Origin of the sequence: Cohnella hashimotonis (genome assembly GCF_030014955.1) — a bacterium.
In the GTDB taxonomy this organism is placed as follows: Bacteria; Bacillota; Bacilli; order Paenibacillales; family Paenibacillaceae; genus Cohnella; species Cohnella hashimotonis.
Genome location: NZ_JAGRPV010000001.1, coordinates 7492398 through 7508612, shown reverse-complemented (window position 1 = coordinate 7508612; position 16215 = coordinate 7492398). Strand labels below are relative to the sequence as shown.

General features: G+C 62.2%; 14 protein-coding genes. 6 read left to right on the top strand and 8 right to left on the bottom strand.

Annotated features, from left to right (window positions below):
* The first annotated feature begins 9 nt into the window (after positions 1-9).
* Positions 10-1494 carry a DHA2 family efflux MFS transporter permease subunit gene (locus KB449_RS29915; protein ID WP_282911850.1) on the top strand — a complete coding sequence of 495 codons (1485 nt, stop codon included), beginning with the start codon at positions 10-12 and terminating at the stop codon, positions 1492-1494.
* A gap of 278 nt (positions 1495-1772) precedes the next feature.
* Here the strand turns inward: KB449_RS29915 and KB449_RS29910 are convergent, their stop codons facing one another.
* Positions 1773-2954 carry an S-layer homology domain-containing protein gene (locus KB449_RS29910; RefSeq protein WP_282911849.1) on the bottom strand — a complete coding sequence of 394 codons (1182 nt, stop codon included), beginning with the start codon at positions 2952-2954 and terminating at the stop codon, positions 1773-1775.
* A gap of 132 nt (positions 2955-3086) precedes the next feature.
* On the opposite strand from KB449_RS29910, the gene KB449_RS29905 reads away from it, so the two are divergent.
* Complete coding sequence (locus KB449_RS29905; RefSeq protein ID WP_282911848.1) at positions 3087-4301, top strand: hypothetical protein; 1215 nt, start codon at positions 3087-3089, stop codon at positions 4299-4301.
* A gap of 31 nt (positions 4302-4332) precedes the next feature.
* Here KB449_RS29905 and KB449_RS29900 read toward each other — a convergent pair whose 3' ends face one another.
* From KB449_RS29900 to KB449_RS29870, 7 genes are read right to left on the bottom strand one after another with little or no spacing between them, the layout of a single operon-like run.
* Positions 4333-5196, bottom strand: a complete 864-nt coding sequence (locus tag KB449_RS29900) for an SDR family oxidoreductase (RefSeq protein WP_282911847.1) — start codon at positions 5194-5196, stop codon at positions 4333-4335.
* 21 nt (positions 5197-5217) lie between these two features.
* Entirely contained in the window at positions 5218-6378 is a 1161-nt protein-coding gene (locus KB449_RS29895) for a GNAT family N-acetyltransferase (protein ID WP_282911846.1), read from the bottom strand.
* Positions 6375-7703, bottom strand: coding sequence for a F390 synthetase-related protein (locus KB449_RS29890; RefSeq protein WP_282911845.1), 1329 nt, complete (start codon positions 7701-7703; stop codon positions 6375-6377). The genes KB449_RS29895 and KB449_RS29890 overlap by 4 nt, the downstream gene beginning before the upstream one ends.
* A complete protein-coding gene (locus KB449_RS29885) occupies positions 7700-8689 on the bottom strand; it encodes an MBL fold metallo-hydrolase (RefSeq protein ID WP_282911844.1) in 990 nt (329 codons plus the stop codon). Before KB449_RS29885 ends, KB449_RS29890 begins: the two co-directional genes overlap by 4 nt.
* A complete protein-coding gene (locus KB449_RS29880; protein ID WP_282911843.1) occupies positions 8686-9684 on the bottom strand; it encodes an NAD-dependent epimerase/dehydratase family protein in 999 nt (332 codons plus the stop codon). The genes KB449_RS29885 and KB449_RS29880 overlap by 4 nt, the downstream gene beginning before the upstream one ends.
* Positions 9681-10919, bottom strand: coding sequence for an ATP-grasp domain-containing protein (locus KB449_RS29875; protein ID WP_282911842.1), 1239 nt, complete (start codon positions 10917-10919; stop codon positions 9681-9683). The genes KB449_RS29880 and KB449_RS29875 overlap by 4 nt, the downstream gene beginning before the upstream one ends.
* Entirely contained in the window at positions 10909-11907 is a 999-nt protein-coding gene (locus KB449_RS29870; protein ID WP_282911841.1) for a beta-ketoacyl-ACP synthase III, read from the bottom strand. The genes KB449_RS29875 and KB449_RS29870 overlap by 11 nt, the downstream gene beginning before the upstream one ends.
* Before the next feature lie 376 nt (positions 11908-12283).
* On the opposite strand from KB449_RS29870, the gene KB449_RS29865 reads away from it, so the two are divergent.
* The 4 genes from KB449_RS29865 (at position 12284) to KB449_RS29850 (ending at position 16182) form a co-directional block, all read left to right on the top strand.
* A complete protein-coding gene (locus KB449_RS29865; RefSeq protein ID WP_282911840.1) occupies positions 12284-12946 on the top strand; it encodes a GntR family transcriptional regulator in 663 nt (220 codons plus the stop codon).
* Positions 12947-13032: 86 nt separating this feature from the next.
* Positions 13033-14373: an extracellular solute-binding protein gene (locus tag KB449_RS29860; protein ID WP_282911839.1), complete on the top strand. Its 1341-nt coding sequence runs from the start codon at positions 13033-13035 to the stop codon at positions 14371-14373.
* A 40-nt stretch (positions 14374-14413) separates the two neighbouring features.
* Positions 14414-15313, top strand: coding sequence for a carbohydrate ABC transporter permease (locus KB449_RS29855; RefSeq protein ID WP_282911838.1), 900 nt, complete (start codon positions 14414-14416; stop codon positions 15311-15313).
* A complete protein-coding gene (locus KB449_RS29850; RefSeq protein ID WP_282911837.1) occupies positions 15313-16182 on the top strand; it encodes a carbohydrate ABC transporter permease in 870 nt (289 codons plus the stop codon). Before KB449_RS29855 ends, KB449_RS29850 begins: the two co-directional genes overlap by 1 nt.
* The last annotated feature ends 33 nt before the right edge of the window (positions 16183-16215 follow it).

Here is a 16215-nt window from a genome sequence, read left to right as displayed (position 1 = left end):
AGAGCTATTATGAATACGGAAAAGAAGACGCCGGAGGTTCGTTTTTGGCCGGTTATGTTGTCCATTTTTATCGGTTCCTTCTTGTGCGTCCTGGCTTCGGCGACGATCAATCTCGCGCTTGAGCCGCTCAAGGACCACTTTCACACTACGCTGAGCTCGGTCCAATGGACGCTCACGGGCTTCATGCTCGCGATGGGCACGACCGCCCCGATCGTCGGCTACCTTGGCGAGCGGTTCAGCTACAAAAGGCTATACCTGTTCTCCCTCATCGGCTTTACCGCAGCCTCCGCGCTGTGCGCGGCCGCATGGAGCGAGGCTTCGCTGATTCTGTTCCGGGTGCTCCAAGGCTCCTTCAGCGGCCTGATCATCCCGGCTACCATGTCCATTATCTATCAAATTATCCCGCGCGGCAAACAACCGATGGCCATCGCCTTCTGGGGCTTGTCCGCGATGCTGGCGCCGGCGTTCGGGCCGACGATCAGCGGCTGGCTGCTGCAGAACTTCGATTGGCAATGGCTGTTCATCATGAATCTGCCGATCGGCCTGATCGCTATTTTGCTCGTATACCTGTACATTCCATATTACCGGCTTAGCGTGCCCAAGTCGTTCGACGGCCTCGGCTTCATCACCGTCGTGGTCAGCAGCACGTCGCTGCTGCTGGCGCTCGGCCAGGGCCACAGCTGGGGCTGGGGATCGTGGAAGGTTCTCGGCTTGCTCCTGCTCGGATTGGTCGTGCTGGCGCTGTTCATCCTGCGCGAGTTGACGGCGGAGTCGCCGCTGCTCAACCTGCGCGTATTCAAAAACGGCCGCTTTACGCTGAACACGATCATCGCGAACATCATCACGATCAGCCTGTACTCCGGCACGCTGTTGACGCCGGTTTTCCTGCAGCGCATCCAGCACGTGTCCGCGATGGACACGGGCCTGATCCTGCTCCCGGCTTCGCTCGCGATGGCGCTCATGATGCCGATCGTCGGGAAGCTGTACAACGTCGTCGGCCCGCGCGTCCTGATGTCCATCGGCATCGTTCTGTTGACTGTCGGCACGCTCGCGCTTAGCTGGCTCAGCATCGATGTCTCGCATACTTACGTCATCTGGTGGATGATCGTGCGGAACCTGGGTATTGCCTTCGTCGTTATGCCGTCGAGCAACGCGGCCATGGACGAGATCTCCCGGGAAAATTCGGGCCACGCTTCCTCCATCTCGAACTGGACGCGGAACGTCTTCGGCTCCTTCGCGATCGCGATTTTCACGACCCTTCTCGCCTCGCGCTCCATCGACCACGGCACCGACCTGGCGATGGCGGGCGACCAGAACCGCGAACATATCGAGATGATGGCGTTCACGATGAGCGTCAACGACGTGTACCTGATCGCGACATTCGTCGCGCTCGCGGCGCTGCCGCTCAGCCTGTTCGTCGCCAAGCTCAAGAAGCCTCATCCCGTGCTCGCGTCCGAGACGGTGAAGGCGGAGACTGCGACCGTAGAGGGATAATATCAGATGTAGGAAAAAGCCGGCATTCGCAGCGGAGGTTCCGCGGCGGAAGCCGGCTTTTTTGTGCAGATTAGGAGGTATAAGGGCACGAACCCGCGATTTGTGAGCAGGAAAGCGCACGTAGTCGGAGGGCTGGCGTTTCTGGCGAGGCGAGTAGAATTAGATGTATTTTGGTTGTTAAAACGACGATAGAGCTACGAGGTGAGGCGCACGGGTCGATTAGTCGAGCTGTTTTCGGACAAAAGGAGAGGCATCCCTAATATTCTGAGGTCTACCGGTTATACCGGCGGGAATGCCACTTTGTATGTCGTAACATAGATGGAGCGAACGATGCCGTTATCCGTCGTGCCGAAGGAAACAACATAAGCTCGATCCGGATTTTTGATATCCGATATTCCCATTCGCGGAACCAGCGTGCCGTCGATGAGCTCGTAAAAATAACCGGCGTTGCCTCCATTCCCGTAACCTGCGGTGCCGTACGCGAGCAGAACATCGCGAAGCGTGCTGCCGCCGGCGATGATGCCTTTGTCGGTCAGATAGGGGGCGTCCTCGTCCAACGTATCCAGAAATACCGACCAACCGCTCATCCTGTAGGACGAATCGTAAAAGATACCTAACTGGCCGTACATATGCCTGCCCATTATGTCCTTGTCATCCGGCTCGCCAAGCGCCGCGTCGATCGCAGACTTGGCGGTCCCCGGCGGGAACGCGCGGCCGGTCTTGTCCAGCAGAGACAGGTCCTGAAGCGTTCCCGGTATCATCAGAAAATCGCGCAGGCCTTCTCCCGCAGCAGGCAGCGGCGGTATCAGCCCGGGGTCGGATTCAGCTTGCGGCCTGACAGAGATCCGCGCTGCGCCGCTCAGCTTCAAGTTCCGAATCCACTGCAGCGCTTCCGCGCGCGTCACGGTGTCTTCGCCGCGGAAGCCCTGGACCGTCGGCGCCGTTTTCCCGCTGGCCAGCCGATTGCCGAGCAGATAACGGATCGCATTCTCGCCGTCGTAATGCAGGCCGAGCGCCGCTGTCAGAATTTCCGCCGCGGTCACGCGCTTCATCGGCGCCGTTCTGGCGGTCTCGTCTTCCAGGCCGCGCGCGGGCTGATTCCACATTTCGGCCAGGCGGTAAGGGCTGTCGCTCCATTTCTCTCCGCTGATAACGGATGGAAGAGGGGTCGCTCCGTATGAACGATACAGCATCAACAGAAACTCGGCTTCGGCCATCGGCCGGTCGGGCCGATAGGAGCCGTCCGGGTAGCCGGTGATGAACCGATAGCGAAGGCCCCATTGGAACAGCCGTTCGGACCAGTGTCCCGACAGGTCCTTGGGCACGCTGCCGTTCCAGAATGCCCAGCCCTGCTCGATGGGGCTAAGGAAGGGCTGGGGCTTGGCGGCATACGCTTGGCTGGCTGTGCTTGAGCCGGCGGCCAACAATAGGACAAGGATACAGAAAAGTCTCGCTCTCATCGATGATCTCCCTACTTGCGCCAGCGGCTGCAGCGCGGAATTGTTCGTGCATCCGTTACGTGTCTTTTATATAATCCAGTATAAGGAAAAATGTTGGCGCACGCTTAAAAACTTTTGAAGCGGAGGCGAAAAATGGGGACGTTTCTAGCGAGTATTCAGGTATTGGCGGGGGCGGGTGGCGTCGACCGATTGTTAGAGGGGCTGGCGGGCGTCGTTCGAGAGAAAATCCTCGAAGCCGATTATGAAGAAACGGACGATCCGGCGTCCGCGGACCGTTCCGTTCTTCTGCAGGTCTCCTCCGATAGCTGGATTTCTATTTATGATCAAAGGCTCGACGAGCAGGACATCGGCGAACTGGACGCTTTGGGCAAGGCAATCTCCGCTCGATTGGGAGTCCCTGCGGTCGGCGCCGTTCTGCATGACAGCGACTTGCTCGTGATGCGGCTGTACCTTAACGGAAAGCTGGCGGACACGATCGTAAACGACTTGGATCTGTTCAATGAGATGTTGGCCGGAAGCCGGCCACGGAAAAGGAACGGAGTACCTTCAAAGTGGACGGCGGTTTGTGAGCCGGGCGCAAGGACCGATGACCTGAAAGGAGTCTGGGAGCAAAAGACGGTCTTTGCGGACGATGCGCTGGCGCTGGCAGCCGACCTGCTGGCCATTCCGCGCGAAGCGGCGCTGAGGGGCTACGGGCAAGAGCCTGCGTCCCCGTCAGGCCTATCCGCAGACGGTCAACAATTCGGCCTTCATTTTCGAAGTGCCTTCCGCTTTTCCGATTATTTCGAGCCGAGCGACGCGCCTCTGCTTGCCTTTACGAGTTGGGCTTCCTATGCGTCGGGCGACGCAGGCGTTCCGTCTACGGTCCAATGCGGATTGACCAATCAAGGGCAGGCCTTCAGCGGGCTTGACGTGCTGCTGTGGGGACCGGCGTTCGAGGAGCGGTTGATCGAGCCGGGGCAGGGGATGCTGATTCGCGTCTCGAGCGATTATAAGACACGGGACAATCGAAGCTGCGAACCCCATCCGTTTACATTTAACGTACAAGAGCCCGGGTCGGACTGTTTATTGCAGAAGCAAGGCTACCGTTATGAATTTCCGGAAAGCAGCTTTCCCGAAGGCTTTACGCAGATTCAGTATCCCGAAACGGCCGCTAGGATGGGTATCTTCACGAAGTGGATGGAGAGATTCTATCATCCGCATCATTTCTTTCAGCTTGCGTTCACGGGAACCGGAACGGGCGATTCCGAGTTTTACGCGGCATTCGTGCCTACAGCGGCTCCGGAAGGCCAATTGACCTGGCGCTTGCCGACCTATATTGGCGTAGAGCCGCCTGCGATGGAATAAAATAACGGTCCATTTCGTCCCGTGAAATAGACTAGCGCCCCTTGCGCATAACCCGCCTTGTCGCCGCCTCGATTATCCGCCACGGCAGCAGCCTGCCGGCGAGCGGCAGCAGGCGCGCGCCGCGGCCGATCGGATAGCGCAGCCGCGAAATGCGGCGCTTGTCGACCAGGCGTCCTACGAGCTCGGCGACCTCGCGCGGATCGGGCGCCGTCTCGGCCGTGCGCCGGGCGATGCCGAGCACGGCCTTCAGCGGGCCGGCATAGGGCGATTCCGGCTGCCCATGCATCTCCGCGAAGCCCTTGGCCCAGATCGCCGTGCGATAAGCGCCGGGCTCGACGAGGGCGACGCGGATGCCAAATGGCGCGACCTCGTGGCGCAGGCTCTCGCTGAAGCCTTCGACCGCGAACTTGGACGCGGCATAAGCGCCGAACCCCGGGATCCCCCACAAGCCGCTTACGCTGCTCATCTGAATGATCGTGCCGTGGCCCTGCGCCCGCATCGCCGGCAGGACGGCGCGCGTCATTGCCACCAGGCCGAGGAAGTTCGTCTCCATCTGCGCCCGCCACGCCGCCATCGGCACCTCCTCGACGAAGCCGCCGACCGCCATGCCTGCGTTGTTTACCAGCACGTCGATCCGTCCGTATCTCCGCAGCATGTCCGCCACAGCGCCATCAATCGTTTCCGCATCGGTCACGTCGAGCCTGGCGACCGCAATGCTTCCGACGGCACCGGCTCGTTCGGCCGCCTGCATGAGCGCCGCCTGCTTCTCGGGATCCCGCATCGCGGCAATCACCCGGTAGCCCCGCTTGGCCAGCTCGATCGCGATGAGCAAGCCGAAGCCGCTGGACGCGCCCGTTACCAACGCCGTTTTCTCAACCTTCCCATGCATCGCCATTCCTCGTTCCTCCGGACCCGACTACAGTTTGTATTTTTGCATCAGCGGTACGCCGATCTTGCCAAGCAGTCCTTCGAGCGCGGACCAGCTGCCTCTTCGCCATGCGGGCAAGTGCCGGTCGTACAGCGCCGTGTATTCGATGTCGGCGACCGCGCCGCGGTTGCGCTTGAACTGCGCCGCCCCGGAGCTCTCGTGCAGCAGCAGTCCGCGATCCTGGGCGATGCCGATCAGAAGGGCCGACAGCATCCGGTAGAGGCCGTGCGCCTGGGGGCGCGAGGTGTCATACCCGAACAGAGGCGTCGTCATGGCGCCCTCCCGCGCGTAAAACCCGAGGATCGCTTCCAGTCTGCCTGTGGCGCCGTCGCGGTAGCCGTGCAGCTCAAGCGTGCCCTCGGCAAGCGCCTGCTCGTAGAAACGCGCCGTGAACTGCGGATTGTGCAGCGAATATTTGTCCAGATACAGCAGCTTGTACAGTTCCGCAATGCGCGGGAGGTCCGCCGACGTCATCTCTGCGGGGCCGACTTCGACATAGCCGTGCCGTTCCGCCAGCGCCCGGTCCCGCTTCAGCAGCCAGCGGGCTTTGGCGTTCCCGAAGTCGGAGTCGCCGGTTCGCAGCAGGTAGATTTGCCGGCTGGGGACGAGGCGGCATCGACGTTCGCGAAGCAGGTCCATTTCGCGCAGGTTCAGCGACGCGTTGAGGGACCGGAAGGCGATGGCGTGGCCGGGAAACGCGCGGATCAAGCCGTCCAGCGCCGCCGACCACTGCTCGTCCGATAGCGCGGGATACAGGTTGGTCGACAGCAGCCAGTTGTTGACGTGCACGACGCGGTTGAACCGCGATGCCTTGAGCAGGCCGCCGATCCCGGTCAGCACCGCGGACAAGGCGGCGATAAGCGCGCGATTGCGGAGCAGCGAGAGCTCCTGCTTCGCATAGCTCACGTAGTGCGTGTAGGGCGAGCACGCATAGGAGTTGGCGTACTCCGCATCGTTGACGGTGACGGGCACGGGGATGCCGTCGACGCTCATGACGAGGAGGCGCGTACGCACGTTGCCGACGAACGCTTCGCTGCGCTCCTTCATGACGGGGATCAGGTAGCTTATCGCATACAGCCCGTATGTCGTGTCCGGCCAGGGACAATCTTCGATATTCGTGCTGTCGTAAAAAACGACCGATAGGCTCACGGTGCGTACCTCCGTTCGACGCGGCGGAGTTTGCGGTCGCCCGGCGTGCGTGCATAGGACGTAAAAGAGAGCTCGGGGGCCACGCAGGAGAGCCGCTCGCACAGGGCTTCGACCGCCTGTCGGATGCGCGACTCGGCAGTTTGGCGCAGATCTCCGTTCCGCAGGTCGAATTCGATCGTCCAGCGATCCGGCGCCGTCTGTACGGCCCGGTACTGCTCGATCTCGACGGATGCGCCCATGATCGCCCGCGTCACGAAGTCCGGGTAGACGGGGACGGCCGCTGCGTCCGGCTGCAAGGCCGAGGCGTAGAAAATGTCGTCGCACCGCCCCTCGATCCGCTCGATCGCGGTAAAGGGCGAACCGCAGGGGCAAGGCGCCGTACGTTCCACGAGCAGATCGTTCAGCCGGTAGCGCACGATCGGCTGCGTCCGGCGCGAGAAGTCGGTGACGATCGGCACGAACGTGCCGGGTTTGTCAGGAACGTAGTCCTTTTCGATATAGACGAGATCCTCGTTCAGGTGCAGCGTGCCGTGCGCGCAGGTGCAGCCGAGAAAGCCCTCGGTGCATTGATATACCTGATGCACGGGCTGACCGAAGGCCCGTTCGATCGCGGCGCGGTCCAGCGGGTCGAGCACCTCGGCGGCGGCGATGATCCGCCGGGGGCGGACGCCCTCGAGGCTGCCTGAGAGGACCGCGTCTGCCAGCATGCGCAGCATGGACGGCGGCGCGGCGATCAGATCCGGCTGCTCTGCCATTAGGCGCCGGAGATGCGCGTCGATCGGATCGAGCAAGTCATAGAAACCGAACTTTAGCCTCCGGCCTCCGACGGATGCGTACAGGTTGCTGTTCGCGCGCAGGAAAAAGGCGATCTTGAAGCGGCTGAGCGGCGAGACCGGCAGCAGCTTGCCGAGCACCGTCCCGGCCCAGGCCGCCTGCTCCTCGGGACTCACGAGGAACAGACCGCGATTGCCTGAGGTGCCCGACGACAGGCCGACCGTGATGCCGCGCAGCGCGGGCGAGAAGTCGCGCGACCGCTCCGCCGCCTCCGCGACGGCGAACGCCTCGGATTTGGCGATGCCGACGGTGTTGAGCCGGTCGAAGCCGGCCATCATGGCGGACTTGTCGATCTCGGGAAAAGCGCGCCAATCCGCATCGGCGATGCCCGCCCACAGCTCGCGGTAAAATGGCGATTTGCGGCGCACGCGGTCAATATGGCGCAGTACGCGCGCCTCGCGCCAGCTGTCGAACGCGACGCGGTCCTGCCAGCGGCGGGCGCTGCGCCGGGCGAGCAGGTAGTGGTGGATGAAGCTGGCGGCTCTTTTCATCGCTTGGACACCTCCGGGTCGTCGATGGGGAAAAATTCGCGGCAGTGGCTCGGCACGATGACGAGCGCCGGATCTGCGGCTTGCCAGCTTCGCAGCAGCGCGAAGCTGTCGCGGTAAGCCCGCCGGTCGTCCATGACGATGCCGGCGGCAGGATGCGGCGGGCGATTCTCGCGCAGCGCCCGGCTGGACCATGCGGCGTCGGCGCACAGCAGGCAGTGTGTCAGGCCGGCTGCGCGGGGCGGGGCGGCGGGAAGCGGCGGAGGCGCGGCGGGAGAGTCCGTTGCGACCGCACGGTCTGGGGCGGCTGGGGCAGCATTTGCGTCAGCGGCGGTGGCCGGCTGCCAATCGGCAGCATGGAGCAGCAGGCCGATCTGGCCAGCGGCATGCCCCGGGAGGCTGACGGCGATCAGGCTGCCGTCGCCCAGCAGGTCCCAGCCGCCGGTTAGCGGCGAAGGGCCCGGCAGCGGCGTCCAAGCGGCGGCCGTTTCGATGGGCATCGCCATTTCCGCGAAGCCGTCCGGCAGCAGGCCCGGTAGGAAGCCCGCGCGCGTAGACCGCACCGGTCCGAGGCGGCGCAGCGGCGCATAGGCGGCTTCGGGATACAGGAACCGTGCGCGGGGGAAGTCCCGCGCTCCGGCGATGTGGTCCGCGTGGAAGTGCGACAGGATCACGGTGCCGATCTCGTCCGCGCGAATGCCGAGCCGCTCGAGTTGACGGACTGCGGCGTCTTCCTCCCGGTAGCGGACGGGCGTGAGCCGGCGGTACAACGCGTATGGAAGCCGCTGCGTCAGCGCTTCGAAGCGGGCGGAATAGCCGGTGTCGAACAAGATCCAGCCTTGAACGGGATGGCGGATCAGCGCAAAGCCGGCCGGATACGCCGCCGTGCGCAGCGAGCCGCCCCGGATCGTCACGAACTCGGGGTGCACGCAATAGCCCGCCGCCATTAGCTTCAGTTCTACCGGCACGATGTCTGTGAATGCGCTCATCGGCTCCCCCTCCACCAGGCGGCGAAACGCTGCAGCCCCTCGTCGATGCTCACGCGCGGCGCATAGCCGAGCGCCCGGCGTGCCGCCGAGATGTCGAGCGTCTGGCTGTACGCGAGCAGGCCGACGGTATAACGCGTGAAGGGCGGCTCCGCGCCGAGGAACGGCATGATCCGGTACGCGCGCTCCATCAAGGAGCCCGCGGCCAGAGCCGTGCGCAGCGGAATCTCGCGCTGGCGGAGCGGCTGCTGCAGGAGCTCGAACAGGCGGCGCAGCAGGTCGATCAGGCGGACCGGCTCGCCGTTCGAGATGTTGAAGACCTGCCCGGCTGCCGACGATGGCGCGAGACAGGCAGCCTCCAGGGCGTCCACGACGTTGTCCGCGTAGGTCAGGTCGAGCAGCGCTTGCCCGCCGCCGATGAGCGGAATGCCGCGTCGTTCGTTGACCCGCATCAGCCGGGGGAACAGCGAGCCGTCCTCCGGCCCGAAGATGGCTCGCGGGCGCAGGATGACCGCGTCCAGTCCCTGACCCGCCGCTCTGTGCACGACTTGCTCCGCGATCAGCTTGGTCGCCGCATAGGCGTTGACGGGTCGCTTGGGCAACTCGGCATTTTCCTTCACGTTCAACCGATCCCTGTAATCGAAGTAAACGCTCGGTGTCGAGACGTGCACGAGCCTTCGGACGCCGTGCCGGAGGCAACCGGCCGAGACATGGGCGGTGCCGGCGACGTTCGCCGCCTCGAAGTCCCGATAACGGCCCCACGGGGAAGACAGCGCCGCGCAGTGAATGACATAATCCTGGCCCGCGCATGCCTCGGCGGTCTCTTCCGGCTGCGTGCCGATATCGATCCGGCGGAACGCGATGCCGGAAGCCGCAAGCCGCCGGCCGGCTTCGGCATTGCGCCCGACGCCTGTCACGGTCCAACCCGCCTCTGCGAGACGCAGCGCGGTTGCCCGTCCGAGGGAGCCGGTTGCGCCGGTGATTAACGCTCTGGTCATCGTTCACCATTCCATTCGATATCGATTGTCGACGCTTCCTGAAGCGTCAGGCCATGCCGGGCCGCAGTCCGTCTGAGCCAGGCGAACAGCCGCAGCTGCTCGGCCGCGGGGGCGGGGTCCCCGCGCCGGTACACCGCGTCGCGGCTGCCGGCGAAGGCGCGCAGCCACTCGCGCATCTTGCGTTCGCGGACGGCCTGTGCGAGCCCGTACGTCAGCATCGCGGGAGACAGCATGGCGCCGGCGCCGGGCCCGGGCGTCGCTACCGCCCCGCTCGCTGCGAGCTCCGCCGGCGTAAGAAGCGCCTCCGCCAGCCCGTCCCCCGGGCGGAACAGATGAATGCCGCTCGTGGCGCGCGGATTGCATTCGAGCGGATAGACCGCGCCGTCCGGCTCCGCCATGAAGTCGAACGCGATCTGTCCCGTGAAGCGCGCGTGGCGGACGAATCGCGCGACCCAATCCGCCAGCGCCGGCTGCGCCTCGGCGACGAAGTGGATGCTGGCGCCCCGCCCGGCCCGGAAGCGGCTGCGATACGCGGCGAACGCGGCGAGCACGCCGTCGTGCGCAACGCCGTACGTGCACCATTCCTCGCCGCGCAGCAGCTTCTGCGCGATCCAGGGGCGGCGCGGCGATACGCCGCCGGCTTCGTCCAGCTTGCGGCGGACCGCCTCCCTTACCGAAGGGGACAAGCGCCCCTCGCGCGGCTCGACCGCGATGACGCGCGCAGCAAAGCGCGAATACGCGGGCTTCAGCACGAGTCCGTGCGCGAACGCGTCGTCCGCCAGCAGCGGCAGCCAGCCGTCCGGCGACGCGAAGATCGCCGTCGGCGGTGCGGGGAGACCCGCTTCCTCCGCCAGCCGGATAAACGCGCCTTTATGATGCAGCCTGTCGAGCTCGTCCAGCGGCGCGGCGAGCACCTCGCAGCGGCCCGCGAACCGGCCCAGCTCCCGCGCGACGTGGAAAATCTCTTCGCACGTCGGGATAATGGCGTCGATGCGGCACTCGTCCGCGATTCGAGCCAGCGACGCCGCGAAGCCTGTCGGGTCGAACGCAGGCGCCGGTACGGTGAAGCTGCGCTCCACGGCGCGGGACGCCCGGCAGAGATGATAGGGCGCGCTCTCTGCCGCGAACACCGTATGCCCGGCCGCCCGGAGCAGCCGGGCGAGCTCCAGCGTAGCGGGCGCTCTGCCGCCGGTGAGCAGGATTCGCCGGCTGCCGGACCGCGGCTCAGTAATCAAGCACAAGCCCTCCGAGCGTCAGCCCCGCGGCCGTGCCGATCATCAGCACCCGGTCGCCCCGGACGATCCGTCCCGCGCGGACGGCCTCGTGCAGGCCCATCGGGATCGAGGCCGCGATCGTATTGCCGTGGTCGGGCGTGATATAGACGAGCTGCGACTCCGCGATGCCCAGCTTCTTGCGCAGCAGGCGCACGGCCATCGCGCTGCCCTGATGGGGCACGACAGCTTTGAAGTCGGACATGCGCGAGCCGGTCGCCCGCAGCAGATCGTCCGCGAAGTCGGGCAGCAGGCGCGCCGCCATCTTGAAGATCGCGGGACCGTCCATGCGGAACAGATAGTCTTCCGGCTCCGCGGGCCGCAGCCCGCGCGGATGGCGCCGCGAGCCGCCGGCGCGGATCTCCGAGAAGGCGGCGCCGTCCGCGTATGTCCGCAGGGATGCGCCCACGATGGCGGATCGCTCCCCTTCTCCGGCGGGACCCAGGACGACGGCGGCCGCGCCGTCGCCGAACAGGGCGGCGCTTTCCTTGTGCCGCCAGTCCAGCCCGAGCGACGCGATCTCCGTCGACACGATGAGCGCGCGGCGGTAGCGGCCCGCCGCGATCATGCACGACATGACATCCAGCGCGTTGAGGAAGCTGAGGCAGGTGGCGTCAATGTCGAAGGCGGGTACGCCGGATCGCTCCTGACCCATCGCCTGCTGAATATAGACGGCGGTGCAGGGGAGCGCCTGCTCGCGCGTGCCGCTGGCGCAGACGAGGCAGTCGATATCGGAGAAGCGCAGCCCTGCATCGTCCAGTGCCGCATAGGCAGCCTTCGCGCCCATCTCCGACGCGGTCTCTCCCTCCGCGAAGTACCGGACGGCGACGTCTGTCGTCTTGCGCGTCCATCCGCGGGCGACGCCCAGCCGATCGTCCATCTCGGCATCTGTAACCGGGCGTCCGGGCAAGTATTTGCCGGTACCGTTTATTTCGACTTTGCGCATCGTCATGTCGTGTACGCTCCTTTCGGGCTGGCGCATTCTTTGTTACGTCCATTGTGCCGGAACGCACGCCGACCCGGTAGTACTAACTATTCATGGTACCATCGTTTTTCGCGGAAGGCGCTTAAATTTTGACAAAATATGCGGGGCGAGGCCTTAAGGCGCCGCCGAGAGAATAGCGCTCCCCACGCCGGTCGGGCTGTCGCTTCCGACAATGCCTATATGTGCGCGCTGACGAAAATCCGCTACCTGCATTGACCGGACCCGCCGCCGCATCTAGAATGTCAGTATATCTAACATGGTTATTGCCGTGTGATTTTCAAAATGAGCTGTATGAGTTTCATTAATGAGCTGTATGAAATTCTTAATGAGAGGGAGGGCCGCGGTGAGCAAAAAAAAGGAGCATGAAATCTACAAGGAGATCAAATTGGCGATCACGCAGCATAAGCTGCTGCCCAACATGCAGCTGATCGAGGATTCGCTGGCCGATGCCTTCCAGGTAAGCCGGACGCCCATTCGCAACGTGCTCCGGAGATTGGCCATGGAAAAGCTGCTGACGGTCATTCCTTACCGCGGCGCATTTGTATCTTGTCCAAGCGTTGAGGATGCGCGGTCGGTATTCGAGATGAGGCGTGTCATTGAATCTTCCATGGTGAGGAAAGTATGTGCGGTGGCTTCCGAGGCGCAGATCGATGAGCTGCAGCGGTTGCTGCAGGAGGAGCACCGGGCGAGCCATGACGGAGATGTCATCGGGGCGCTCGATGTGACGGTCGATTTTCACCTGAAGCTGGCGGAGCTCGCTCAGAACAGCTACTACTACACCTTTTTGGAGGAGCTGATCTCGCTTACGGCAGTCATTATCGCGTTGTACGGTTCAAGCGAAACCTTCTGCCGCGATCATGAGCAATTGGTGGAGGCGATCGTGCTCCAGGACGGGGAACTCGCTTCCCGAATTATGACGGAGCATCTGCTGCAAATCGAGCGCTCGCTTGATTTTACGGTGAAGACGGGCAGCGTAATGAATTTGACGGATATTTTTCAGCGCTAAATTTTTTTTGCGCACGATTGTATCCAATTTTGGATGCCAAATTGTGCAAGGCTTGCAACAGACAACAGATAAGGGGAGCGGAGAAAATGAAAAAATGGCAGGCTGTGCTTGGCGTCAGTGTAACGTGCGCAATGCTGATGAACGGATGTTCAAATAAAGCGGCGACTTCAAATTCATCGAAATCGGCGGACGGCGCCGTATCGATCAAGCTGATGCATCGATATCAAACGTCGAATATCGGCAAAAGCCCGGAGGACACCGCCGTGCTGGACGGGGTGGAACGCTTCAAGAAGGATCATCCCGAAGTGGAAATCGTGGAGGAGCAGCTGCAAAACGAAGACTACTCCATTAAGGCGCAGGCGCTGGCAGCTGCCGACGATATGCCGGACGTGTTCATCGTACCCGGTTCCTGGATGACGAATTTCGTGGCGAACGGCATCGTGCTGCCTTTGAACGAGGAGCTGGATAAGCGGCCGGAATGGCGGGATGGCTACCGGCCCGGAACGCTGGATGCCGGCACGCGCGACGGCAGCGTGTACGGCATTCCGATCGCAGCGGGGCCGACGCACTTGATTTACTATAATGCAGACCTGTTCGCCGACATCGGCTATGACCATTTCCCGAAGGACTGGAATGAAGTGATGGACGCCGGCAGCAAGCTTGCGGCCAAGGGAATCAATCTATTTTCCTATGGCGACAAGGGCAAAGGCTATGCGCTATCGAGCTGGATCAGCGCCTTGACCGACCGGTACAACGGTCCCGCATGGACGGAATCGATCCTGGCCGGCAACGGGGCTGCCTTTACCGACGCGGGCTTCATTCAGGCGATCTCGACGATGTCGGATCTGTCGAAGGCAGGTTACCTCAACAAGGATATGAACTCCGTCGATGGCGATACGATGGTCTCTTATTATTTTGAAGGACGCTCGGCCGCGTTCGTCAGCGGGATCTGGTCGGCGATGAACGTCGTCAACAATGCGCCGGACAACGTGAAGAACGCAACAAAGCTAGCCGTGTTCCCGGCTGCTCCGGGCGGCAAGGGAAATCCGCTTGCTTCCTCCGGAGGCGCCGGCGTCTATTACAGCATCAATGCGAAGATTAAGCCAGGTCCGAAGCTGGATGCGATAATGACGCTGCTGGAATACATGACGGGCTCGCAGAGCGCCAAGCTAATGGCGGAGGTGGGGGGGTTCCCTGCTTTTGACCCCGGACAATTCGATTCGGCGAAGCTTCACCCGATCGCCCTTGCCGCTTATGAAGCGAGTGCGGCGGCGGATGCGACGAAAATCTTCGACCTGTGGTTCGATGCCTCGATCGTCGAAGTCATCAATACCGAAATTCAGAGCGTCATGTCCGGCGCGAGAACGCCCGAGCAGATGGCGGAAGCGGTGCAGCAGGCATATAAGACGTTCCTGTCCAAGCGATAGTACGAGACAGCTTGCTTGATCTCGAATAAGGAGGTATCCCATGGGCAAAGCGCTCCGTCCTACGCGTTGGCTGACGCTGCTCTATCTGCTGCCCGGTCTTGCCGTCTATTCGTTTGTCGTGCTGGTCCCGATTCTCTCGGCTTTCAGGTACAGCTTCTACTCCTGGACGGGCGGGCCGAGAAGAAGCTTCATCGGCCTCGATAACTACGTCGAGATTATGCGGGACCATGTATTCTGGCATTCGTTCCTGAACAATGGACTCATGACCGTATACGGGTTAATCGGGCAGGTCGGGCTTGCGTTTTTATTCGCCTTGTTTCTGCTGTCCAGAGCGGTCCGGTTCAAAGCGCTCCACCGCACCATCAGCTTCTTCCCTTCCACTTTGGCCCCGATCATCATCGCTTTTCTTTGGACGCTCATTTACAACTACAATTACGGACTTTTAAATGAAGGGCTCAAACTGCTCGGACTCGAACGGCTCGCCCAATCCTGGCTGGACCTGTCCGGCCCGATCGTCCTGCTCGTCTCAATCCCGCTCTCCTGGCAGAACATCGGCTTCTATACGCTCCTCATGCTCGCCGGCCTATCGGCCATTAACAAAGAGGTGCTGGAGGTCGCGGAGCTCGACGGGGCGACCGGCTTCCGCAAAGCCTGGTACGTCATCATCCCGCTGGCCAAGCCGACGCTTATGGTCGCGTCCCTGCTATGCATCGCCAATAACATGCGGGGCTTCGAACATATCTATGCGATGACGGGCGGCGGGCCGGGGAATGCCTCCTCCGTCATGGCGCTATACGCCTACGACACGTCGTTCCTGCGTTTCCGCTACGGGTACGGATCGGCGCTCGCGATTGCGATCATGGCGTTAACGCTTCTCATTATTTTGCTTAGCGCGTTTGCGCTTCAGCGCAAACGCAGCACGGACGGAGGTGTCTCGTAATGGAGCTGCGGGCGGAGCTTGCGACAGAACGAGAATCCCCCAATCTCATGCGCTTCGGCAAGAAGCTGGTCATGAACGGCATCATGCTGCTGTTTACCGCAAGCTGCATCTTCCCGCTTTTATGGCTGGGATATTCCTCGCTGAAGACGCAGGCAGAATTCTCGAACAGCATCATCTCGCTTCCGGGCAAGCTGCACTTCGAAAATTACGTTGAAGCCATCAAGCTAACGAACATGCCGCAATTATCTTTGAACAGCATTAGAGTAACCGCCATATCGGTCGTGTTGATCGTGCTGATCGCGTTTATAACCGGGTATTTCGTCGCCCGGCTGCAATTCAAGGGTAAGCGGCTGATGGTCATCTACTACTTGTTCGGCCTGCTCGTACCGATCCATGCGCTGCTTGTCCCGGTGTATCTGCTGTTCAAAGAGACCGGACTTGCCGACCATTGGTACACGCTCGTTATTCCGTATGTCGCCTTCAATCTGTCGATGCCCATTCTGCTCGTCTCGAGCTATGTGACGGGCATTCCGAAAGAGATCGAGGAAGCGGCCGCCATCGACGGGCTGAGTTTCAGCCGGACGATGTTCATGATCATCATGCCGATGGCGGCGCCGGTCTTGACGACGGTCGCTATTCTGCAATTTTTCGCCTGCTGGAACGAATTCTCGTTCGCGCTTGTGCTGCTGAAGGATGCTTCGATGCGGACGGTGCCGCTGGGCATGTCGTATTTTAAATCGCAATACAGCACGAATTATCCGCAATTGATGGCCGGCATGGTGCTCTCGATGCTCCCGGTCACCATTATGTATTTCGCCTTCAGCTCGCGTATTATTGCCGGCGTTATGGCCGGCGCTGTGAAAGGGTAGACGGCGTCTGCTATTCGCAACCCATTTTCATTA